The sequence below is a fragment of the Stenotrophomonas maltophilia genome (assembly GCF_006970445.1).
In the GTDB taxonomy this organism is placed as follows: Bacteria; Pseudomonadota; Gammaproteobacteria; order Xanthomonadales; family Xanthomonadaceae; genus Stenotrophomonas; species Stenotrophomonas maltophilia_AU.
The window spans coordinates 2070345-2092205 of the sequence record NZ_CP033877.1 but is presented as its reverse complement, the minus strand read 5'-3'; the positions used below and the strand labels follow the sequence as shown (position 1 = coordinate 2092205).

At 65.7% G+C, this 21861-nt stretch carries 17 protein-coding genes; 12 read left to right on the top strand and 5 right to left on the bottom strand.

Annotation, left to right across the window (positions count from 1 at the left end; all coding sequences use genetic code 11):
• The first annotated feature begins 29 nt into the window (after positions 1–29).
• From EGM71_RS09680 to EGM71_RS09655, 6 genes are all read left to right on the top strand, one after another.
• The gene (locus EGM71_RS09680; protein ID WP_188489481.1) at positions 30–899 is read left to right on the top strand and encodes a CheR family methyltransferase; all 870 of its coding nucleotides are present in this window, start codon (positions 30–32) and stop codon (positions 897–899) included.
• Positions 896–1492: a chemoreceptor glutamine deamidase CheD gene (cheD, locus tag EGM71_RS09675; RefSeq protein ID WP_008264676.1), complete on the top strand. Its 597-nt coding sequence runs from the start codon at positions 896–898 to the stop codon at positions 1490–1492. Before EGM71_RS09680 ends, cheD begins: the two co-directional genes overlap by 4 nt.
• On the top strand, positions 1489–2562 hold the full coding sequence (locus EGM71_RS09670; RefSeq protein ID WP_101765397.1) for a protein-glutamate methylesterase/protein-glutamine glutaminase: 1074 nt from the start codon (positions 1489–1491) through the stop codon (positions 2560–2562). Before cheD ends, EGM71_RS09670 begins: the two co-directional genes overlap by 4 nt.
• Positions 2563–2881: 319 nt before the next feature.
• Positions 2882–3685, top strand: coding sequence for an alpha/beta fold hydrolase (locus EGM71_RS09665; protein WP_188489479.1), 804 nt, complete (start codon positions 2882–2884; stop codon positions 3683–3685).
• A 273-nt stretch (positions 3686–3958) separates the two neighbouring features.
• Entirely contained in the window at positions 3959–4597 is a 639-nt protein-coding gene (locus tag EGM71_RS09660) for a hypothetical protein (RefSeq protein WP_188489477.1), read from the top strand.
• On the top strand, positions 4594–6069 hold the full coding sequence (locus EGM71_RS09655; RefSeq protein ID WP_188489475.1) for an XVIPCD domain-containing protein: 1476 nt from the start codon (positions 4594–4596) through the stop codon (positions 6067–6069). Before EGM71_RS09660 ends, EGM71_RS09655 begins: the two co-directional genes overlap by 4 nt.
• 61 nt (positions 6070–6130) lie before the next feature.
• Here the strand turns inward: EGM71_RS09655 and EGM71_RS09650 are convergent, their stop codons facing one another.
• The 4 genes from EGM71_RS09650 to EGM71_RS09635 form a co-directional block, all read right to left on the bottom strand.
• Positions 6131–6559: an energy transducer TonB gene (locus EGM71_RS09650; RefSeq protein WP_188489473.1), complete on the bottom strand. Its 429-nt coding sequence runs from the start codon at positions 6557–6559 to the stop codon at positions 6131–6133.
• A 116-nt stretch (positions 6560–6675) separates the two neighbouring features.
• Entirely contained in the window at positions 6676–9267 is a 2592-nt protein-coding gene (acnB, locus tag EGM71_RS09645; protein WP_136639721.1) for a bifunctional aconitate hydratase 2/2-methylisocitrate dehydratase, read from the bottom strand.
• Positions 9268–9307: 40 nt separating this feature from the next.
• Positions 9308–9706, bottom strand: coding sequence for a type II toxin-antitoxin system VapC family toxin (locus EGM71_RS09640; protein ID WP_008267153.1), 399 nt, complete (start codon positions 9704–9706; stop codon positions 9308–9310).
• 6 nt (positions 9707–9712) lie between these two features.
• Positions 9713–9937 (bottom strand): AbrB/MazE/SpoVT family DNA-binding domain-containing protein, encoded by a 225-nt coding sequence (locus EGM71_RS09635; RefSeq protein WP_005409505.1) that lies wholly within the window; start codon positions 9935–9937, stop codon positions 9713–9715.
• A gap of 302 nt (positions 9938–10239) precedes the next feature.
• Between EGM71_RS09635 and acnA the strand changes: the two genes are divergently transcribed.
• Positions 10240–12993: an aconitate hydratase AcnA gene (gene acnA / locus EGM71_RS09630; protein ID WP_188489471.1), complete on the top strand. Its 2754-nt coding sequence runs from the start codon at positions 10240–10242 to the stop codon at positions 12991–12993.
• Positions 12994–13144: 151 nt separating this feature from the next.
• On the opposite strand, the gene EGM71_RS09625 is transcribed toward acnA, so the two are convergent.
• Entirely contained in the window at positions 13145–14695 is a 1551-nt protein-coding gene (locus EGM71_RS09625) for a BCCT family transporter (protein WP_088025862.1), read from the bottom strand.
• 170 nt (positions 14696–14865) lie between these two features.
• On the opposite strand from EGM71_RS09625, the gene betI reads away from it, so the two are divergent.
• From betI to EGM71_RS09600, 5 genes are all read left to right on the top strand, one after another.
• Positions 14866–15456, top strand: a complete 591-nt coding sequence (gene betI, locus EGM71_RS09620) for a transcriptional regulator BetI (protein ID WP_049455864.1) — start codon at positions 14866–14868, stop codon at positions 15454–15456.
• A 38-nt stretch (positions 15457–15494) separates the two neighbouring features.
• Positions 15495–16967 carry a betaine-aldehyde dehydrogenase gene (gene betB, locus EGM71_RS09615; protein ID WP_053449653.1) on the top strand — a complete coding sequence of 491 codons (1473 nt, stop codon included), beginning with the start codon at positions 15495–15497 and terminating at the stop codon, positions 16965–16967.
• Between the two features lie 101 nt (positions 16968–17068).
• Complete coding sequence (betA, locus tag EGM71_RS09610) at positions 17069–18751, top strand: choline dehydrogenase (protein WP_100441723.1); 1683 nt, start codon at positions 17069–17071, stop codon at positions 18749–18751.
• A 221-nt stretch (positions 18752–18972) separates the two neighbouring features.
• Entirely contained in the window at positions 18973–20649 is a 1677-nt protein-coding gene (locus EGM71_RS09605; protein WP_188489469.1) for a long-chain fatty acid--CoA ligase, read from the top strand.
• A 161-nt stretch (positions 20650–20810) separates the two neighbouring features.
• Positions 20811–21683 carry a crotonase/enoyl-CoA hydratase family protein gene (locus EGM71_RS09600; RefSeq protein ID WP_188489467.1) on the top strand — a complete coding sequence of 291 codons (873 nt, stop codon included), beginning with the start codon at positions 20811–20813 and terminating at the stop codon, positions 21681–21683.
• Positions 21684–21861: the final 178 nt, after the last annotated feature.

The window sequence follows — 21861 nt, the reverse complement described above, 5'->3', positions numbered from 1 at the left end:
CGCGGCGGCTTCGGCCGCCGCCTCTGCCGATGGACATGTCCCCCGTGCAAAGTCCCACTCCCATCGTCACCGGCCCGCGCGAATTCGAGTTCGCCGACCGTGATTTCCGCCGCGTCTGCGACCTGATCTACCAGCGCGTGGGCATCGCCCTTGCGCCGGCAAAGCGCGACATGGTCTATGGCCGCCTGTCGCGCCGCCTGCGTACGCTGGGCATGCGCAGCTTCCAGCAGTACCTGGACCACCTGGAGCAGGAGGACGGTGACGAGTGGCAGGCGTTCACCAACGCGCTGACCACCAACCTGACCTCGTTCTTCCGCGAACCGCACCACTTCGACAAGCTGCGCGAGGAGCTGCAGCAGCGCTCCAGCCGCACGCCGTTGCTGCTGTGGTCGTGCGCGGCGTCCACCGGCGAAGAGCCCTACTCGATGGCGATCACCGCCTGCGAGGCCTTCGGCACCCTGAAGCCGCCGGTACGCATCATTGCCACCGACGTCGATACCCAGGTGCTGGCCACCGCCGGCCGCGGTGTCTACAACATCGATCGCGTCACCAGCCTGGATCCGGACCTGCGCCGCCGCTACTTCCAGCGCGGCAGCGGCCCCAACGAGGGCCAGTGTCGCGTGTTGCCGGCGTTGCGCGAGTTGATCGAGTTCCGCCCGCTGAACCTGCTCGCCCCGCGCTACGACGTCGGCGGCCCGTTCGACGCGCTGTTCTGCCGCAACGTGATGATCTACTTCGACAAGCCGACCCAGCGCGCCATCCTCGGCCGCCTGGTGCAGCACCTGTCCGACGATGGCCTGCTCTACACCGGTCACTCGGAAAACTATCTGCACGCCGCCGACCTGATCCAGCCCTGCGGCCGCACCCTGTACCGCCGTGCGGCAAAGGCCGGCGCATGAACGCCTCGCTGCGTACCGACGATGTGATGCGCTATCAGGACGCACGCTTCAAGACCATCGCCGCCAAGCTGTTGCCGACCCAATACCTGGTGGTCGATGACACCACCGCGCTGACCACCACCCTGGGTTCCTGCGTGGCCGCCTGCCTGCGCGACCCGGTGCTGAAGATCGGTGGCATGAACCACTTCCTGCTGCCTGAAGGCAATGCTGGCGACGGTGCGCCCGCACGCTACGGCAGCTATGCGATGGAACTGCTGATCAACGACATGCTCAAGCGTGGCGCCCACCGCAAGCGCATCGAAGCCAAGGTGTTCGGCGGTGCCAACGTGCTGAAGGGTTTCACCAGCAACCCGGTCGGCACCCGCAACGCCGAGTTCGTGCGCCAGTACCTGCAGGCCGAACACATCCCGATCATTGCCGAGGACCTGTGCGGCATCCATCCGCGCAAGATCTGGTTCTTCGCCGATACCGGCCGCGTGGTGGTGCAGCGCCTGCCGCATGCCCATGAGGCCGAAGTGGCCGCGACCGAATCGGCGGTGCGTGCGCGCCTGTCCAAGGCCCCGGTCACCGGCGGCGTGGAGCTGTTCGAATGACCCTGACCGGCAACGCCCCCTGCCGGGTCCTGATCGTCGACGACTCCGCCGTCGTGCGCCAGATGCTCACCGAAATCCTGTCCAGCGATCCGTCCATCGACGTGGTCGGCACCGCCGCCGACCCGCTGCTGGCGCGCGAGAAGATCAAGCGCCTGGCCCCGGACGTGATCACGCTGGATGTGGAAATGCCGCGCATGGACGGGCTGGCGTTCCTGGAAAACCTGATGCGCCTGCACCCGCTGCCGGTGGTGATGATCTCCTCGTTGACCGAGCGCGGCGCCGACACCACGCTGCAGGCGCTGGCCTTGGGTGCGGTGGATTTCGTCTCCAAGCCGAAGCTGGACGTGGCGCGCGGCTTGCAGGCCTACGCCGACGAGATCATCGCCAAGGTCAAGATGGCGGCGCGCTCGCGGGTCCGCCCGCTGGTGCGCGCTGCCGCGCCGAAGCTCCTGCTGGACGCCGCGCCTGCGATGCGTCCCGCTGCGCCGCAGTTCCGTACCACCGACCGGCTGATCGCAATCGGCTCATCGGCCGGCGGTACCGAAGCGCTGCGCGTGGTGCTGGAAGGCATGCCTGCCGACGCGCCCGCCGTGGTGATGACCCAGCACCTGCCGGCCAGCTTCAGCAGCGCCTTCGCCGAACGCCTGGACCGGCACTCGGCGATGGCCGTGCGCGAGGCCAGCGACGGCGAAGCGGTGCTGCCCGGCCATGCCTACCTGCCGCCAGGCGGCAAGCACCTGCGGATCATCCGTGACGGTGCGCGCTGGCGTTGCCGCGTCGACGACGGCCCGGCAGTGAACCGGCACAAGCCCGCAGTGGACGTGCTGTTCCGCTCGGTCGCGCAGAACGCCGGCGGCAACGCCATCGGCGCCATCCTCACCGGCATGGGCGATGACGGCGCACGTGGCCTGCTGGAGATGCGCCAGGCCGGCGCGCCGACACTGGTGCAGGACGAGGCCACCAGCGTGGTCTGGGGCATGCCGGGTGCAGCGTTCAAGCTCGGCGCCGCCGAGGAACAGGTGCCGCTGGAACGGATTGCCGAGCGGTTGCTGGCGCTGGCGCGCGGCTGATGGGACGACTGTAGAGCCGAAGGCAACGGCAGGAGCCGTTGCCAACGTCGCTTGCGACGGCCCGCAGGGGGCCGGGCAAGGACGCCCGGCATAGCCCATGCTCGGCTCCGCATCGGCAAGACAGACCGGCCAGACGTCGCATTCAACCCGTTTGTGCTTCCAGCAACGTCGGACAGCGGCGCTTCAACAGTGCGACTTGCGCACATCGGCGTCGCAATCACCTCATTTGCACCCAGGGATGGCCCCTCGTCGATCCTCCACATTGGACGTGCTTCCCCTACCCCACGCAGCGTGAGGCTCCCTTCCATGGAGCCTCCCCTTGCCCCTACTCACCCATCACGATATCGGCACCGGCTTTCCCATCGTCCTTGGCGGCAGCTATCTCTGGGGCCGCGACATGTGGGCGCCGCAGGTCGAGCTGTTGTCGCGGCGCTACCGCCTGATCCTTCCGGAGCTGCCCGGCCACGACAACGATCTGCCGCTGTCAGCCGCCTTCACCTCACCGGCGTGCCTCGCACGCGAAGTCGGCCGTTTGCTGGATGCGTTGGGCATCCGGCAGTACGCGGTGGCTGGCTTGTCGGTCGGCGGCATGTGGGCGGCGGAACTGACGCTGCAGCGCCCCGAGCAGGTCCGCTCGCTGATCCTGATGGACACCTACCTCGGTGCGGAACCGGAGGCCTCCCGGCAACGCTACTTCGGCATGCTCGACATGATCGAACAGCTGGGCTGCATCCCCGAAGCCATGGCCGACCAGATCGTGCCGCTGTTCTTCCGCCCGGGCATCGCCACCGACGATCCGATCCGGTTGCTGTTCCTGCAACGGCTGCTGTCCTGGCCTCGCGAGCGCCTGCTGAACGCGGTGGTTCCGCTGGGTCGCCTGATCTTCGGTCGCCCGGACCGGCTGGGCGCATTGAAGGATCTGGACCGGGAAACAACGCTGATCCTGAGCGGCGAACAGGACCTGCCACGCCCGCTGACCGAAGCGCAGCAGATGGCCAGGGTGATCGGTTGCCGCCTGCAATCGATACCCGGCGCGGGGCATATCTCGACCCTGGAGAATCCCGCCTTCACCAGCGTGCAGCTGGATGCATGGTTGCGGCAGTCGCTGCACGTCGCCTGCTAGCAAGCGGCTGAATGCCGGGCGGCGTCCCAGTGGACGCCACCGGCGCTGTACTTCGGCCTTGGAGCACAGCTGCACCGGGTCGTATAGTCAGACGTCGCAGAGCAATGGAACGCCGATGAACGATACGTCGCAACGCCCCGAGGCACCGGCACATAAGGATGAAGTGCCGGCGTGCCCCCAGCATGAAATGCGCAATCCGTCGCATCTGCCCCGAGATGCCCTTCATGGTGTCGCCGCACCCCGCAAAACCTTGATCAGCGACATGGACCGCTCATGCTGAAACCCGTCCCCAGCCTTGCTCATGTTGCGTTGATCGCCTTGATCACACTGGCCGTTCCGGGCTGCAACAAGGAACGCTCGTTCCCGGTCTATCGCGAGAATCCTGCGCCCAAGGATGCGCTGCCGATTGTGGTTCGGGTCCACGATGCACCCGTGGATGTCCCCATTCCTTCGGTCTTCGTCACGTACGAGATAGACCCACTCTGTCTCCCTCCGGTCAACAATTGGGAGGGGGTTCAGTACGAGCCGAATCAGCACAAGGTTGAGCTTCAGGCACAGCGCCTCAGTGCTACTGAATTCAGCAGTGTTGTATTCAACGACGGCATGGAAGTTGCCGACTATTACGGTCGGGGTCCGTGCACTTGGACACCTGCCCTCGTAGAAGCTTCGTTTTCCTTCATCACTGATGATCGCCCAATCCGCGCGTCCGTCGCAGCACTATTCACCGAGATTGAGGGCGGGAGAACCTTCACTGCCTACATAAAGCGGGCATTGCCGCCCTTGACCACAGGACAATCGCCGGAGCGGACTCCAACGGAGCCTTCAAGTTGGTACGAGAAGATGCCGCCAGAAAAGCGCAAGGAATACTTTCCAATCGAAGTCTCCACACGGATTGAAGGAGCATCGCAATGAATCCTAGAGAAAGCGCGACGCTCTCGGACAGTGTCTATAATGACCCGCTTCCGCCCGCCAATTCCGACATCACCATCGGCGGAACAAAGTACGAGGTCCTAGCCTGTCGTGACTCCGGGAGCGGATATCAGGGCATTGCCTACCTCAACATCAATACAAAGGAAGTCATCGTCGCCCACCGCGGCACCGAATTTGATCGTCAGCCCATGCTTGATGGCGGCATCGACGCCGCAATGGTCACCGCCAGAGTCAACGCGCAAATCGGCGACGCCCTCTCGCTCACAAAGCAAGCCATCAAATTAGCTGATGAAAGGGGATCCGGGTCTGTATATGTTACCGGCCACTCCCTCGGCGGTGCCCTCGCACAGATCACCGCCCATCACTACAACCTCCCCGGCGACGCCTTCAATCCTTACGGTGCCGCGGGGCTGGCGTATCGCCTCCCTGAGGGCCAGCCGGCCAATGCGGCGCCCTTCACCAACCATGTGATGGCAGGCGACCTGGTCAGCGCGGGCGGCCCTCATTACGGCAAGGTCGAGATGTATGCGCTGCCCAGGGAACTGGAGGTTCTACGCAACGCCGAGCATGGCCAGCGCATCGCCTCGCTCGGAACGCTCGGGATGAAAAGCGGCCATGTCATGTCCGCCGCCGTCGCGGTCCAATTGGGTGACTCCCATCGATTGGTTCATTTCCTTGATCGCATGACCGACAAGGGTCCCGTGCAGTCTGTACTGGACAATCCCCAGGCCCGGATCACGGATCCTGAAGACCTGCGCCGGATTGCCGACTACCGCAACGATGTTCATCAACTGCGCGCGGCGGCGACCGTGCTTGTCGGCGGCGGACCTGGTCTGTTGCGCGACGGGGCTAATTACCTGCGCGGTACCGAGGAAGCCGGTGCGTACGCCCGCAACGAAGCTGAAACGGAGCAGCGGGCCCACACTGCGCTCAAGCCTGGGGAGCAACTGATCCAGAATGCAACCGACCAGGGCTCGCCCTCCCTCGGCAATCCCGGCTTCTCTCCCAGGAACCCATTGCAGCAGAGCATCGAATCCACCCTGGACAAGGCAGGCCCGGACCCCAGGAAGGAAGGCCACCCAGACCAACCTCTCTACCGGCAGATTCGCGACGGTGTATCCGCTGTGGATGCCAGGCACGGGCGCAGCTTCGATGAAACCAGTGAGCGGATGGCGGCCAGCCTGCTTGCGGCGGCCAAGAGCAGTGGCCTGGAACGCGTCGATCACGTGGTCCTGGGCAATCCACCCAGCGACGGCTCCGGCCCTCGCATGTTCGTTGTGCAGGGAGCGCTCGACAATCCGGCACATCTGCGGGCGTCGGTAGCGATCAGCGAGGCAATCAGTACGCCCGTGGAGCAGTCGTTCGCCAAGGTCGAACAGATGTCGCAGGCACAGCAGGTTGCCCAGCAAGACTACGCCCAGGAGCAGTCTCTCACCGCGATGCGCATGGGCTAGGCCACCGCGAACGCTTGGCCCAGCCATCACCCCGCTCAGGCCTGCGCCGAAGCCCGCAGCATCACCACAATTTGAACGACACCGGCACGCGGATCTCTCCGGGCACCGGCACGCCGTCTTCGCTCGCCGGCAGATATTGCCACTTGCGAGTCGCCGCCTGCGCGGCCTCGTCCAGCTCCGGCCAGCCGCTGCTCTCCAGAACGATCGCGTCGAGCCACTGTCCATCGGCAGCCACCTTCACCATCAGCATCGTTTCGCCCTGTTTCTCCTCGCGAAAGGCCTGCGACGGATAGCGCGGCGGGTTATTGTGCTTGGTCTCCAACACGATCGACGCAGGCACGTGTGCACGGCGAACGTTCTCGACAACCGATTGCTGCGTCTCCTGCTGCGCCATGGCGCCGTGGGCCATCATCAGCGTGGCCAGTACCACCGCACTGCCAACGCAGCGCCAGCAGCGGGGGCGGCTCCCTCTCAATCGATCCTGCGACATCCGTGTACTCCAACGAACGAAGCGGCAAGTCTAGCGCGGCGCAAAAAAAAACCCCCGGCTTTCACCGGGGGCTCTTCGTTTGAACGGGATGCCGGCCAGTGGCCGGCGTTACCGCATCAGGCAGCGACCGTCTTGGCCACGTCCTGGTATTCCTCGATCTGGTCGAAGTTCATGTAGCGGTAGATCTCCGCGCCGCTGGCAGCGATCACGCCCACATCGGCCATGTACTCTTCCTTGGTCGGGATGCGGCCCAGACGCGAGCAGATCGCGGCCAGTTCGGCCGAACCCAGGTACACGTTGGTGTTGCGGCCCAGGCGGTTCGGGAAGTTGCGGGTCGAGGTCGACATCGCGGTGGAGCCTTCGCGGATCTGCGCCTGGTTGCCCATGCACAGCGAGCAGCCCGGCATTTCCATGCGGGCGCCGGTGGCGCCGAAGGTGCCGTACACGCCTTCCTTGGTCAGCTCCGAGGCGTCCATCTTGGTCGGCGGGGCCACCCACAGGCGGGTCGGCAGGTCACGCTTGCCTTCCAGCAGCTTGGCCGCCGCACGGAAGTGACCGATGTTGGTCATGCACGAACCGATGAACACTTCGTCGATCTTGGCGCCGGCCACTTCGGACAGGGTCTTCACGTCGTCCGGATCGTTCGGGCAGGCCACGATCGGCTCGTGGATGTCGGCCAGGTCGATCTCGATGACGGCGGCGTACTCGGCGTCGGCATCCGGCTCCAGCAGCTCCGGGTTGGCCAGCCAGGCTTCCATCTTCTCGATACGGCGCTGCAGCGAACGCGGATCCTGGTAACCCTCGGCAATCATCCACTTCAGCAGGGTGATGTTGCTGGTCAGGTACTCGATGATCGGTTCCTTGTTCAGGCGCACCGAGCAACCGGCGGCCGAACGCTCGGCCGAGGCGTCGGACAGTTCGAACGCCTGTTCGACCTTCAGCTCCGGCAGGCCTTCGATTTCCAGGATGCGGCCGGAGAAGATGTTCTTCTTGCCAGCCTTGGCCACGGTCAGCAGGCCCGACTTGATCGCGTACAGCGGGATCGCGTTGACCAGGTCACGCAGGGTCACGCCCGGCTGCATCTTGCCCTTGAAGCGCACCAGCACCGACTCCGGCATGTCCAGCGGCATGACGCCGGTGGCAGCAGCGAAGGCGACCAGGCCCGAACCGGCCGGGAACGAAATGCCCACCGGGAAACGGGTGTGCGAGTCACCGCCGGTGCCGACGGTGTCCGGCAGCAGCATGCGGTTGAGCCAGCTGTGGATCACGCCGTCGCCCGGGCGCAGCGAAACGCCGCCACGGGTGGAGATGAACTCCGGCAGGGTGTGGTGGGTCTTCACGTCCACCGGCTTCGGGTAAGCGGCGGTGTGGCAGAACGACTGCATCACCAGGTCGGCCGAGAAGCCCAGGCAGGCCAGGTCCTTCAGCTCGTCACGGGTCATCGGGCCGGTGGTGTCCTGCGAGCCGACCGAGGTCATCTTCGGTTCGCAGTAGGTGCCCGGGCGCATGCCCTGGCCTTCCGGCAGGCCACAGGCGCGGCCGACCATCTTCTGCGCCAGCGAGAAGCCCTTGCCGGTATCGACCGGCTGCACCGGCAGGCGGAACAGATCGGTCGGGGCCAGGCCCAGCGCTTCGCGCGCCTTGCCGGTCAGGCCACGGCCGATGATCAGCGGAATGCGGCCACCGGCGCGCACTTCGTCGAACAGCACTTCGGACTTGACCTGGAACTCGGCGATCACTTCACCGTTCTTCAGCGCCTTGCCTTCGTACGGACGCAGCTCGACCACATCGCCGTGCTCCATCTTCGACACATCCAGCTCGATCGGCAGCGCACCGGCATCTTCCATGGTGTTGTAGAAGATCGGGGCGATCTTCGAACCCAGGCAGACGCCGCCAGCGCGCTTGTTCGGGATGAACGGAATGTCATCGCCGGTCCACCACAGTACGCTGTTGGTCGCCGACTTGCGCGAGGAACCGGTGCCGACCACGTCGCCGACGTAGGCCACCAGGTGGCCCTTGTCCTTCAGCGACAGGATCTGCTGGATCGGGCCGCGCTTGCCGTCTTCTTCCGGGGTGAACGGCGCATCGTCGCGCTTGTTCTTCAGCATCGCCAGGGCGTGCATCGGGATGTCCGGGCGGGTGGTCGCGTCCGGCGCCGGCGACAGGTCGTCGGTGTTGGTCTCGCCCGGCACCTTGAACACGGTGACGGTCAGGCTCTGCGGCACTTCCGGGTTGCTGGTGAACCACTCGGCATCGGCCCAGCTCTGCAGCACGGACTGGGCGTTGGCGTTGCCCGCCTTGGCCTTTTCCTGCACGTCATGGAAGGCATCGAACACCAGCAGGGTCTTCTTCAGACCGTTGGCGGCGATGGTGCCGACGCTGGCGTCGTCCAGCAGCTGCACCAGCGGTGCGACGTTGTAGCCGCCAAGCATGGTGCCCAGCAGTTCGGTGGCGCGCTCGCGGCTGATCAGCGGGTTCTGCTCGCTGCCCAGGGCGATCGCCGCCAGGTACGAGGCCTTGACCTTGGCCGCGTCATCGACGCCGGCCGGCACGCGGTGGGTCAGCAGGTCGAGCAGGAACTCGGCCTCGCCCTGCGGCGGGTTCTTCAGCAGTTCGATGACATCGGCCGTCTGCTGCGCGCTCAGCGGCAGCGGCGGGATGCCAAGCGCAGCGCGCTCGGCGACGTGGTGGCGGTAGGCTTCCAACATGACAACTCCCGGGTAATGCGTAGGTTGAAAAAAAGTGGGCTCAGGCTTGCGGCACGATCAGCTTCAGGCCCTTGAAGTAGTCGCGGTAAAACGTGTCGTTCCAGGTGATCAGGCCGTCGCACTGCAACAGTGCGTGGGCGCCGACCATGAATTCGTCCAGGCTGCGGCGGCTGCCGCTGCGCTGGCGGTGGCGGCGGTGCATCTCGCCGGCGCGCAACGCCGACTTGGCTTCCATCGGGTTGAAGTGCACGCCCATTTCTTCCAGCGCTTCGAGCACCTCGGCGCCGCCGCGCAGCGATGCGCAGACCTCGGCCAGGGTCGCGCCGCAGACCACCACGCGGCCACCGACCAGGCTCTGCCTGAGGATGGCTTCGACTGCATCGGCCTGCGGACCATTGCTGAGCAGCTCGACCAGCACCGGTGAATCGACGGCGATCATCACGGCTTATTCCTCGTCACGCACCGCGCGTACCGCCGCGTCGGACGATTCGAAGCCGTCCAGCGCGAACTTGCCGCGCGCCCGTGAAATGGCATCGTCAACACTCTTGCGCAGGATGATGCGGCTGCCGTCCAGCTCGACCTTCAGCAGCGTGCCCTTGGTCAGGCCGAGGGCATCACGCACCGCCTTGGGCAGGGTGATCTGTCCGCGTTCTGCAACAGTGGCTTCCATCGGTAGGCCCTCCAGAGTATGCACAAATTATACATACTTCCCCGGGCATACTTCCACCCTGAACAGGACCGGCAACCCGCCAGCCCTTGCCTCGCAAAGGATCGGCCACAAACGTGACATACGCCATACACCTTCCCCTGTAGTCTGGAACCGATGCCGCAGGCCGGAACCCGGCCCGGATGAATCCATTCAGTCTGGGGTTCATACTGGGACCACCGGGGCCGCCAGGTCCGCGGCGACCGCAAGCAGGCCCGTCAACGCACGGGCCAGAGCAAGCCATCCGCAAGAAGGAGTTACCCCGCATGAGCGATTCGTTCTCCACCCGCAGCCAGCTGAACGTCGGCGGCAAGACCTACGACTACTTCAGCCTGCCCACGCTGGGCCAGCGCTTCGATATCTCCCACCTGCCCTACTCGATGAAGATCCTGCTGGAGAACCTGCTCCGGCACGAGGATGGCGGCATCACCGTCGGCAAGGACCACATCGAAGCCGTGGCCCGCTGGAACCCGGCGGCCGAGCCGGACACCGAGATCGCCTTCATGCCGGCGCGCGTGGTCCTGCAGGACTTCACCGGCGTGCCCTGCGTGGTCGACCTGGCCGCGATGCGCGATGCGGTGGTCAAGCTTGGCGGCTCGCCTGAGCAGATCAACCCGCAGATCCCCTCCGAACTGGTCATCGACCACTCGGTGCAGGTCGATGTGTTCGGCAAGCCCGACGCGCTGGACCTCAACGGCAAGATCGAATTCCAGCGCAACCAGGAACGCTACGGCTTCCTGCGCTGGGGCCAGAAGGCCTTCGACAACTTCAAGGTGGTGCCGCCGAACACCGGCATCGTCCACCAGGTGAACCTGGAGAACCTGGCCCGCGTGGTGATGACCGCGGACAAGGATGGCAAGGCGGTGGCCTACCCCGATACCGTGTTCGGCACCGACAGCCACACCACCATGATCAATGGCATCGGCGTGCTCGGCTGGGGCGTGGGCGGCATCGAAGCCGAAGCTGCCATGCTGGGCCAGCCGTCGTCGATGCTGATCCCGCAGGTGGTCGGCTTCAAGCTGACCGGCAAGCTGCCCGAGGGCGCCACCGCCACCGACCTGGTGCTGACCGTCACCCAGATGCTGCGCAAGCTGGGCGTGGTCGGCAAGTTCGTCGAGTTCTACGGTGACGGCCTGCAGCACCTGCCGCTGGCCGACCGCGCCACCATCGGCAACATGGCCCCCGAATACGGCGCCACCTGCGGCATCTTCCCGATCGATGCCGAATCGTTGAACTACCTGCGCCTGTCCGGCCGCAGCGAAGAGCAGATCGATCTGGTCGAGGCCTATGCCAAGGCACAGGGCCTGTGGCACGACGCCAACAGCCCGCACGCGCAGTACAGCACCACGCTGGAACTGGACATGGGCACGGTGAAGCCCTCGCTGGCCGGCCCCAAGCGTCCGCAGGACCGCGTGCTTCTGGAAGACGTGCAGAAGAACTACCGCGAAGCACTGGTCGGCCTGACCACCAATCGTGACAAGCGCAGCGATGACGTCTCCTCGTTCGTCAACGAAGGCGGCGGCGCAGCAGTCGGCAATGAGCAGCTGGCCAAGGGCTACGCCGATATCGAAACCGAAGGCCGCAAGGTGCGGCTGAAGGACGGTGCGGTGGTCATCGCTGCCATCACCTCGTGCACCAACACCTCCAACCCGGCGGTGATGATCGGTGCTGGCCTGCTGGCCCGCAACGCGGCGGCCAAGGGCCTGAACCGCCAGCCGTGGGTGAAGACCTCGCTCGGGCCGGGCTCGCGCGTGGTCACCGATTACCTGGAAAAGGCCGGCGTGCTGAAGGAGCTGGAGAAGATCGGCTTCTACGTTGTCGGCTACGGCTGCACCACCTGTATCGGCAACTCCGGCCCGCTGCCGACCGAAGTCAGCGCCGGCATCGCCACCGGCGACCTGGTCGTCACCTCGGTACTGTCCGGCAACCGCAACTTCGAGGGCCGCGTGCACCCCGAAGTGAAAATGAACTACCTGGCCAGCCCGCCGCTGGTGGTGGCCTACGCCATCGCCGGCACCACCGACATCGACCTGACCACCCAGCCGCTGGGCACCGGCAGCGATGGCCAGCCGGTGTTCCTGCGCGACATCTGGCCGAGCAACAAGGAAATCGGCGATGTCATCGCCGCCACCATCGGCCCGGAGATGTTCAAGCAGAACTACGCCGACGTGTTCAAGGGTGACACCCGCTGGAACACCATCGCCTCACCGGACGGCAACCTGTACGAGTGGAGCGATGCCTCCACGTACATCAAGAATCCGCCGTACTTCGATGGCATGACCATGCAGACCGGCAGCATCGACGACGTGCACGGCGCACGCGTGATGGGCCTGTTCGGCGATTCGATCACCACCGACCACATCTCCCCGGCCGGCAACATCAAGAAGGACTCGCCGGCAGGCCGCTTCCTGCAGGAGCGCGGCGTGCAGCCGGCCGACTTCAACAGCTACGGCAGCCGCCGCGGCAACGATGACGTCATGGTCCGCGGCACCTTCGCCAACATCCGCATCAAGAACCTGATGTTCGGTGGCGAGGAAGGTGGCAACACCCTGTACTACCCGGCCGGCGGTGGCCAGCCGGAGAAACTGGCGATCTACGATGCGGCCATGAAGTACAAGGCCGACAAGGTGCCGCTGGTGGTGCTGGCCGGCAAGGAGTACGGCACCGGCTCGTCGCGTGACTGGGCGGCCAAGGGCACCCTGCTGCTGGGGGTGAAGGCCGTCATCGCCGAGAGCTTCGAGCGCATCCACCGCTCCAACCTGGTCGGCATGGGCGTGCTGCCGCTGCAGTTCCGCAACGGCGAGAACGCGCAGAGCCTGGGCCTGGACGGCTCGGAAACGATCGACATCACCGGCCTGCAGGACGGTGCCAGCAAGCGTGCCACGGTCACCGCGACCAAGGCCGATGGCACGAAGAAGACCTTCGAGGTCTCGGTGATGCTGCTGACCCCGAAGGAAGTCGAGTACTTCCGTCATGGCGGCCTGCTGCAGTACGTGCTGCGCCAGTTGGCCAGCAAGTAACGCTGCGCTCTCGGTAGAGTCGACTGCTAGTCGACTACCCAACAAAAGGGTCGGATCCTCGCGGATCCGGCCCTTCCTGTTTCTCCACAGCCAGGCATGGCCTGGCTCTACTGCGTCACCGACGGCATCGGGATAGATGCCGGGTGCCCGATCAGCGGCGCGGGGCGTCCGGGTCGGTGCGCAGCGCCTTCAGCAGGCCCCACATGTAGAACGCCAGGGTGAACGAGAACGGCAGGCCGCACAGCACCACCGCCGTCTGCATCGCACTGAAATTGCCGGCCAGCAGCAGGCCAACGCTGGCCACGGTGATGCCGGCCGCCCAGAACACGCGCAGCCAGATCGGCGCGTCATGGCCATCTTCGACGCCATCATCAACGCGACGGGTGCACAGGTTGGCGATCATCAGCGTGCCCGAGTCGACCGGGGTCAGGAACAGCACGAAGCCGATCACCACTGCGGCGCCGGCCACGTAGGGCGCGGCGGGCAGGTACTCCAGCAGCTTGAACAGCGTCATCGCCGCATCGTGCTGGGCCACGTCACCCAGGATCGCCTGGCCGTGATTGAGCACCAGGTCGATGGCGGTGTTGCCGAAGATCGACAGCCACGCCAGGGTGAAGCCGAGCGGGATCAGCAGCACGCCCATGATCACTTCGCGGATGGTGCGGCCACGCGAGATGCGCGCCACGAAAAGACCGACGAACGGCGCCCAGGCGATCCACCAGGCCCAGTAGAACAGCGTCCACGAGCCCATCCACTCACGGCCCTTAGGGTCGTTGAGGTACATGTCGAAGCTCTTGCGCACGAACGCGCCGAGATAATCTCCGGTGTTCTGGATCAGGCCGTCGAACAGGTGCAGCGTCGGGCCGGTGATCAGCACGAACAGCAGCAGGCCACACAGCAGGCGCACATTGAGGTTGGAGAGCCAGGCAATGCCCTTTTCCACACCAGCGACCACGCCGATGGTGGCCACCACCATCATCACCAGCACGATCGCGACCAGCACCTGCGGCGTATCCGGGATGTGGAACAGGTAGACCAGGCCGGACTGCACCACCAGCGCACCGATGCCGAGGTTGGTCACCATCGAGATCAGCGTGGCCAGGATGCCGAAGCCATCCACCATGTCGCCGATGCGGCCGTGGATGCGCTCACCGAAGATCGGGTACAGCGCCGAGCGCAGCGCCAGCGGCAGGTCGCGGCGGTAGGCGAAGTAGCCCAGTGCCACGCCGACCAGCGCGTACAGCGCCCAACCGTGCAGGCCCCAGTGCAGGAAGGTCAGCACCATCGCCTCGCGGCCGGCGGCCACGGTCCCGCCGGGTTGCCCGGGCGGATGCAGGAAGTGGTCCAGCGGCTCGTAGGCGCCGTAGTACAGCAGCGCGATGCCGATGCCGGCCGAGAACAGCATCGAGACCCAGGCGACGTAGCCGAAGGCCGGTGATTCCTCGTTGTGGCCCAGGCGGATGCGGCCATACGGCGAGAACGCCAGCCACAGCACGAAGCCCAGGCACAGCACGATCAGCAGCATGTACCACCAGCCGAACGCAGCCGACACCTCGGCCTGCGCCCATTGCAGCCAGTGCTCGCTGCCTTCGGGATAGAGAACGGTGAGCAGCCCGAGGATGCCGATCGACACCGAGGAGCTGAAGAAGACAAAACGGTTCAAGCGCAGGGGCGAACGCTTGGGATGAGCCAGGGAAGACATGGGGTCGTCTCATCAAGTCCGAGGGAGCACATGGGCGGGGCCGGACCGGTAAACCGGGCCCATGGCGTGGGGCGCGAGCGCATCCTAGGGTTTATTGATTGAACGTTCAATCAATAAAAAGCATAATGGCGGGCAGCCCGATCCTTCGGGTCGCAATCCGTGGAGAGACAATGCCGAAGAAAGGCGTGGAACCGGTACGGCGCGAACAGCTGATCCGGGCCACTTTCCAGACCATCGACGAGATCGGCATGGCCGATGCGACCGTCGCCACCATCGCGAAGAAGGCAGGGCTGTCCAGCGGCATCGTCGCCCACTACTTCGGCGACAAGGACGGCCTGCTCAATGCTGCAATGCGGCAGATCCTGCGCGAGTTGAAGGACGCCGTTGCCCGCTACCGCGCCGACGTCGGCGACGACCCGCGCGACCAGCTGCGCGCCATCGTCGATGGCAACTTCGACGACAGCCAGATCAACGGCACCGCGATGCGCGTCTGGCTCACCTTCTGGGCCGCGAGCATGCACCAGCCGGAACTGGCCCGGCTGCAGCGCGCCAACGACCAGCGCCTGTTCTCCAACCTGTGCCACCAGTTCAACCGCCTGCTGCCCCACCCGCAGGCCCGCCTGGCCGCCCGCGGCCTGGCCGCGATGATCGACGGCCTGTGGCTGCGTGGCAGCCTGGTCGGCGGCCAGTTCAACGCCGAGAAGTCCCGGCGCATCGCTTACGGCTACATCGACTTCCAGTTGCAGGCTGTCGCGCTATAAGCGCTTCAGCACCCGCCCCCTTCCAAGGAGTACGCCCCATGACCACCCTGCCCGTCCAACAGCTCTACATCCACGGCCAGCGGGTCGACGCCACCAGCGGCAAGACCTTCAAGTCCGTCAACCCGGCCACCGGTGAAGTGATCGCTGAAGTGCAGGTCGCCAGCCAGGCCGACGTCGAACGCGCCGTGCAGAGCGCGGCCGAAGGCCAGAAGGTGTGGGCGGCGATGACCGCCATGGAACGTTCGCGCATCCTGCGCCGCGCCGTCGAGATCCTGCGCGAGCGCAACGATGAACTGGCGCACCTGGAAACGCTGGACACCGGCAAGGCACTGGCCGAAACCACCACCGTGGACATCGTCACCGGTGCCGACGTGGTCGAGTACTACGCCGGCCTGGCCACCGCCATCGAAGGCATCCAGCTGCCGCTGCGCGAATCGAGCTTCTTCTACACCCGCCGCGAGCCGCTGGGCGTGGTCGCCGGCATCGGCGCCTGGAACTACCCGATCCAGATCGCCATGTGGAAGTCGGCCCCGGCGCTGGCCGCCGGCAACGCGATGGTGTTCAAGCCGTCCGAAGTCACCCCACTGACCGCGATCCGGCTGGCCGAGATCTACACCGAAGCCGGCGTGCCGGCTGGCGTGTTCAACGTCGTGCAGGGCCCGGGCCGCGAGATCGGCCAGTGGCTGACCGAGCACCCGGTGATCGAGAAGATCTCCTTCACCGGCGGCGTCGCCACCGGCAAGAAGGTGATGGCCAGCGCGGCCTCCTCGTCGCTGAAGGAAGTGACCATGGAGCTGGGCGGCAAGTCGCCGCTGGTGATCTGTGATGACGCCGACCTCGACCGCGCCGCCGACATCGCGGTGATGGCCAACTTCTTCAGCTCCGGCCAGGTCTGCACCAACGGCACCCGCGTGTTCGTGCCGCGCAGCATGCTGGCCGCGTTCGAAGCCGCCGTTGTCGAGCGCGTCAAGCGCATCCGCATCGGCGACCCGATGGCCGCCGAGACCAACTTCGGCCCGCTGACCAGCTTCCCGCACATGGAAAACGTGCTGCGCTACATCGAAAGCGGCAAGGCCGAAGGCGCCCGCCTGCTGACCGGCGGTGGCCGTGCCACCGAAGGCGCGCTGGCCAACGGCGCCTACGTGCTGCCGACCGTGTTCTCCGACTGCCGCGATGACATGACGATTGTCCGGGAAGAGATCTTCGGGCCGGTGATGAGCATCCTCGCCTACGACGACGAAGACGAAGTGGTGCGCCGCGCCAACGACACCACCTTCGGCCTCGCCGCCGGTGTGGTCAGCAAGGACGTCAGCCGCGCCCACCGCATCATCCACCGCCTGGAAGCCGGCATCTGCTGGATCAACACCTGGGGCGAATCGCCGGCCGAAATGCCGGTCGGTGGCTACAAGGAGTCCGGCGTCGGCCGCGAGAACGGTATCTCCACCCTCGGCCACTACACCCGCATCAAGTCGGTGCAGGTCGAGCTGGGCGACTACGCCAGCGTGTTCTGACCGGCGCGCCGCGAGCACGCCCCCTCGTCCGGCCACCGCGCCGATCCGACATCCCGCCGGGACGCCTGCATGCAGCGCGCCCCGGCCTGCAGGAGACACCCATGAGCACCCATAACGAGTACGACTACATCATCATCGGCGCCGGTTCGGCCGGCAACGTGCTGGCCACCCGCCTCACCGAAGATGCCGATGTCAGCGTGCTGCTGCTGGAAGCCGGTGGCCCGGACTACCGGCTCGACTTCCGTACCCAGATGCCGGCGGCACTGGCCTTCCCGCTGCAGGGCAAGCGCTACAACTGGGCGTACAAGACCGATCCCGAGCCCTTCATGAACAACCGCCGCATGGACTGCGGCCGCGGCAAGGGCCTGGGCGGCTCGTCGCTGATCAACGGCATGTGCTACATCCGCGGCAACGCGATGGACTACGACAACTGGGCCAGCATGCCGGGCCTGGAAGACTGGACCTACCTGGACTGCCTGCCGTACTTCCGCAAGGCGGAAACCCGCGACATCGGCGCCAATGACTATCACGGTGGCGAAGGCCCGCTGCGCGTGACCACGCCGAAGGCCGGCAACAACGAACTGTTCGCTGCGATGGTCGAAGCCGGCGTGCAGGCCGGCTACCCGCGCACCGACGACCTCAACGGCTACCAGCAGGAAGGTTTCGGCCCGATGGACCGCACGGTGACCCCGAAGGGCCGTCGCTCCAGCACCGCCCGCGGCTACCTGGACCTGGCCAAGCCGCGCCCGAACCTGACCATCGTCACCCACGCGCTGACCGACCGCATCCTGTTCTCGGGCAAGCGCGCCGTGGGCGTGCAGTGGCTGCACAACGAGCAGCCGCAGCGTGCCACCGCCCGCCGCGAAGTGCTGCTGTGTGGCGGCGCCATCGCCTCGCCGCAGATCCTGCAGCGCTCCGGTGTCGGCCCGGCCGACCTGCTGCGCAGCCTGGACATCGACCTGGTGCACCACCTGCCGGGCGTCGGCGCCAACCTGCAGGACCACCTGGAAATGTACCTGCAGTACGAGTGCAAGAAGCCGGTGTCGCTGGCGCCGGCACTGAAGCTGTACAACCAGCCGGCCATCGGTGCCGAGTGGCTGTTCCTGGGCACCGGCATCGGCGCCAGCAACCAGTTCGAGGCCGGTGGCTTCATCCGCAGCGACGCCGAGTTCGATTGGCCGAACCTGCAGTACCACTTCCTGCCGGTGGCGATCAATTACAACGGCTCCAACCCGATCAAGGCGCACAGCTTCCAGATGCACGTCGGTTCGATGCGCTCGCCCAGCCGCGGTCGCATCCATGTGCGCTCGAAGGACCCGCGCGAACATCCCAGCATCCTGTTCAACTACATGTCGCACGACCAGGACTGGCGCGAGTTCCGTGCGGCGATCCGCATCACCCGCGAGATCTTCGCGCAGCCGGCGCTGGCACCGTACAGCGGCCGCGAGATCTCCCCCGGCAGCGCGCTGCAGACCGATGCGCAGATCGATGCGTTCGTGCGCGAGCATGCCGAGACCGCCTACCACCCGTCGTGCTCGAACAAGATGGGCCATGCCGATGACCCGATGGCAGTGGTCGACGGCCAGGGTCGCGTGCACGGCCTGGAAGGCCTGCGCATCGTCGATGCCTCGATCATGCCGCAGGTGGTGACCGGCAACCTCAACGCGCCGACCATCATGATGGCCGAGAAGCTGGCCGACGTGATCCGCGGCCGCACCCCGCTGGCCCGCAGCACCGCGCCGTACTACAAGGCCAACGGCGCACCGGTACGCAAGCAGGGTTGACGCAGACGGCCCGCCCCGGGCCAGGGTAGTGCCGGCCGCTGGCCGGCATTGCCCGACATCGCGGTTGCTGCAGATGCCGGCCAGCGGCCGGCACTACCAGGCAAAGAGGCCCTTCGGGGCCTCTTCGCGTTTTCCCTACGGCGGGGTATGCTGCAATGACCGGCCATTGTCGATACGCTCAGGGCCGGAACCTAATACATCACGATTCCTGGAGGGGGAATATGAGTCTGGATCGTCCCTGGCTGCAGAGCTATCCGAAAGGCGTTCCCGCCGAGATCGACGTCAACGAGTTCCATTCGGTAGCTTCGGTCTTCGACGCTTCCGTCGCGAAATTCCGCGACCGTCCCGCCTACTCCAGCTTCGGCAAGGTCCTCACCTACGGCGAGACCGACGCGCTGGTCGAACAGTTCGCGGCCTACCTGCTGGGTGAGCTCAAGCTCAAGAAGGGTGACCGCGTCGCCCTGATGATGCCCAACTGCCTGCAGTACCCGGTGGCCACCTTCGGCGTGCTGCGCGCCGGCCTGACCGTGGTCAACGTCAACCCGCTGTACACCGCCCGCGAGCTCAAGCACCAGCTGGTCGATGCCGGCGTGACCGCACTGGTGGTGGTCGACAACTTCGGCGACACCGTCGAGCAGGTCATCGCCGATACGCCGGTCAAGCACGTGATCACCACTGGCCTGGGCGACCTGCTCGGTGCCAAGGGCGTGATCGTCAACTTCGTGCTGAAGTACATCAAGAAGATGGTGCCCAACTACCATCTCAAGGGCGCGGTGCGCTTCCGCCAGGCGCTCAAGCTCGGCAGCCGCCACAGCCTGCCCAAGGTCGAGATCGACCACGACGACATTGCGTTCCTGCAATACACCGGCGGCACCACCGGCGTCGCCAAGGGCGCGATGCTGACCAACCGCAACCTGATCGCCAACATGCAGCAGGCCTCGGCCTGGATCAGTGCGTCCGGCATCGAGATGGGCAAGGAGTGGATCATCACCGCCCTGCCGCTGTACCACATCTTCGCGCTGACGGCGAACGGGCTGGTCTTCATGAAATTCGGTGGCTGCAACCACCTGATCACCAACCCGCGCGACATGAAGGGCTTCGTCAAGGAGCTCAAGTCGGTGCGCTTCACCGCCATCACCGGCGTCAACACGCTGTTCAACGGCCTGCTCAATACCCCCGGCTTCGACACGGTCGACTTCTCCTCGCTGAAGGTCACCCTGGGCGGCGGCATGGCCGTGCAGCGCGCCGTGGCCGAGCGCTGGAAGAAGGTCACCGGCGTGACCCTGGTCGAGGCCTATGGCCTGACCGAGACTTCGCCCGCGGCCTGCATCAACCCGCTCACCCTGACCGAGTACAACGGCTCGATCGGTCTGCCGATTCCGTCCACCGACGCCTGCATCAAGGACGACAACAGCGCGATCCTGCCGCTGGGCGAGGTCGGTGAGCTCTGCATCAAGGGCCCCCAGGTGATGAAGGGCTACTGGCAGCGCCCGGAGGAAACCGCCAAGACCATCGACGCCGACGGCTGGCTGCACACCGGCGACATGGCGAAGATGGATGAACAGGGCTTCTTCTACATCGTCGACCGCAAGAAGGACATGATCCTGGTGTCCGGCTTCAACGTGTACCCGAATGAAGTCGAGGACGTGATCGCGATGATGCCGGGCGTGCTCGAAGTGGCCGCGGTCGGCGTGCCGGACGAGAAGTCCGGTGAGGTGGTGAAGGTAGTCATCGTGAAGAAGGACCCGAACCTGACCGCCGAAATGGTCAAGGAGCATGCCCGGGCCAACCTGACCGGCTACAAGCACCCCAAAATCGTTGAATTCCGAAAGGAACTGCCGAAGACCAATGTCGGCAAGATCCTCCGTCGCGAACTCCGCGATACGCCCGCCCAGTAAGGGTTTCCGGCAATTTGAACGGCACAGGGCCCGGGGCGGAAACGTCCCGGGCCCTTTCGCATGCGACGCCCCTGAGCCGGTGTAGCATCGCCGCGTGTGTGGACCGTTCGGCCCGCCGGCCACCCACCTGACACTGCGGGCCGCATGCCGAGGACCCTTCCATGAGTACCATCGAAAAGCTGCCCTCAAGCGGCTCGCCTTTTGCCACCATCCGTACCGAAGACAGTGCCGACGGCGCTGCCCACTGGCTGTTCATGCATGCCGATGCCGCCACCGGCATCCGTCCCTGCTGCCGCAAGGACATGCTCGACGAGATGTGGAGCTACATGGCGGCCATCACCCGCAGCCCTGCCGAGCGCCACAGCGGCACCCTGCGGCATTTCGTGCTGGCCTCCGACGCCGTCGCCTACAACCTGGGCGGTGACCTGGACCTGTTCACCCGCCTGATCCGCGAAGGCAACCGCGACCTCCTGCTGAACTACGCCCAGCGCTGCGTGGAGGGTGTGCACCACCTGCATACCGGGTTCGGCGGCGATGTCCGTTCGATCGCCCTGATCCAGGGCGACGCCCTCGGTGGTGGCCTGGAAATGGCCCTGGCCTGCCACACCATCGTCGCCGAGGAAGGCAGCGGCCTCGGCCTGCCCGAGGTTCTGTTCGGCCTGTTCCCGGGCATGGGCGCCTACTCCTTCCTGTGCCGCCGGGTATCGCCGCACCTGGCCGAGAAGATCATCCTCGACGGCCGGGTCTACAGCGCCGAGGAAATGCATGCGATGGGCGTGGTCGACGTGCTGGTAAAGAAGGGTGAAGGCCGCGCGGCGGTCGAGGAACTGATCCGCCAACAGCAGCGCACCCCGCAGTCCTATCTGGCGATGAACGCCGCGCGCGGCATTGCCCAGCCTGTCAGCTACGACGAACTGTTGGAGATCACCAAGGTATGGGTCGATTCTGCCCTGGCTCTCGGCGACCGCTCGCTGCGCACCATGGATCGCCTGATCAAGGCCCAGACCCGTCGCGCCAGCCTCGACGCGGCCTGATTCATCCCTCCCCCAGGATGGGTTCAAGCCCGGTTGGCCACCGGGCTTTTTTTATGGGTGCAACAACTTCAGCCGGACCGGCCGGCAGAACAACGAACCTCGGGCCTATCCAGCACGCAAGATGAACACCGATAATCCCGCTGATGGCAATGGAGCCGTCGAGGCTGCAAGAAGGGAT

Excerpts from the sequence above, each read along its gene's own strand:
- betA (WP_100441723.1), top strand. The coding sequence starts at position 17,069 with ATGAGCACCCATAACGAGTACGACTACATCATCATCGGCGCCGGTTCG.
- EGM71_RS09605 (WP_188489469.1), top strand. The coding sequence starts at position 18,973 with ATGAGTCTGGATCGTCCCTGGCTGCAGAGCTATCCGAAAGGCGTTCCC.
- EGM71_RS09600 (WP_188489467.1), top strand. The coding sequence starts at position 20,811 with ATGAGTACCATCGAAAAGCTGCCCTCAAGCGGCTCGCCTTTTGCCACC.
- EGM71_RS09650 (WP_188489473.1), bottom strand. The coding sequence starts at position 6,559 with ATGTCGCAGGATCGATTGAGAGGGAGCCGCCCCCGCTGCTGGCGCTGC.
- cheD (WP_008264676.1), top strand. The coding sequence starts at position 896 with ATGAACGCCTCGCTGCGTACCGACGATGTGATGCGCTATCAGGACGCA.
- EGM71_RS09625 (WP_088025862.1), bottom strand. The coding sequence starts at position 14,695 with ATGTCTTCCCTGGCTCATCCCAAGCGTTCGCCCCTGCGCTTGAACCGT.
- EGM71_RS09640 (WP_008267153.1), bottom strand. The coding sequence starts at position 9,706 with ATGATCGCCGTCGATTCACCGGTGCTGGTCGAGCTGCTCAGCAATGGT.
- EGM71_RS09660 (WP_188489477.1), top strand. The coding sequence starts at position 3,959 with ATGCTGAAACCCGTCCCCAGCCTTGCTCATGTTGCGTTGATCGCCTTG.
- EGM71_RS09680 (WP_188489481.1), top strand. The coding sequence starts at position 30 with ATGGACATGTCCCCCGTGCAAAGTCCCACTCCCATCGTCACCGGCCCG.
- betI (WP_049455864.1), top strand. The coding sequence starts at position 14,866 with ATGCCGAAGAAAGGCGTGGAACCGGTACGGCGCGAACAGCTGATCCGG.
- EGM71_RS09635 (WP_005409505.1), bottom strand. The coding sequence starts at position 9,937 with ATGGAAGCCACTGTTGCAGAACGCGGACAGATCACCCTGCCCAAGGCG.
- betB (WP_053449653.1), top strand. The coding sequence starts at position 15,495 with ATGACCACCCTGCCCGTCCAACAGCTCTACATCCACGGCCAGCGGGTC.
- acnA (WP_188489471.1), top strand. The coding sequence starts at position 10,240 with ATGAGCGATTCGTTCTCCACCCGCAGCCAGCTGAACGTCGGCGGCAAG.
- EGM71_RS09655 (WP_188489475.1), top strand. The coding sequence starts at position 4,594 with ATGAATCCTAGAGAAAGCGCGACGCTCTCGGACAGTGTCTATAATGAC.
- acnB (WP_136639721.1), bottom strand. The coding sequence starts at position 9,267 with ATGTTGGAAGCCTACCGCCACCACGTCGCCGAGCGCGCTGCGCTTGGC.
- EGM71_RS09670 (WP_101765397.1), top strand. The coding sequence starts at position 1,489 with ATGACCCTGACCGGCAACGCCCCCTGCCGGGTCCTGATCGTCGACGAC.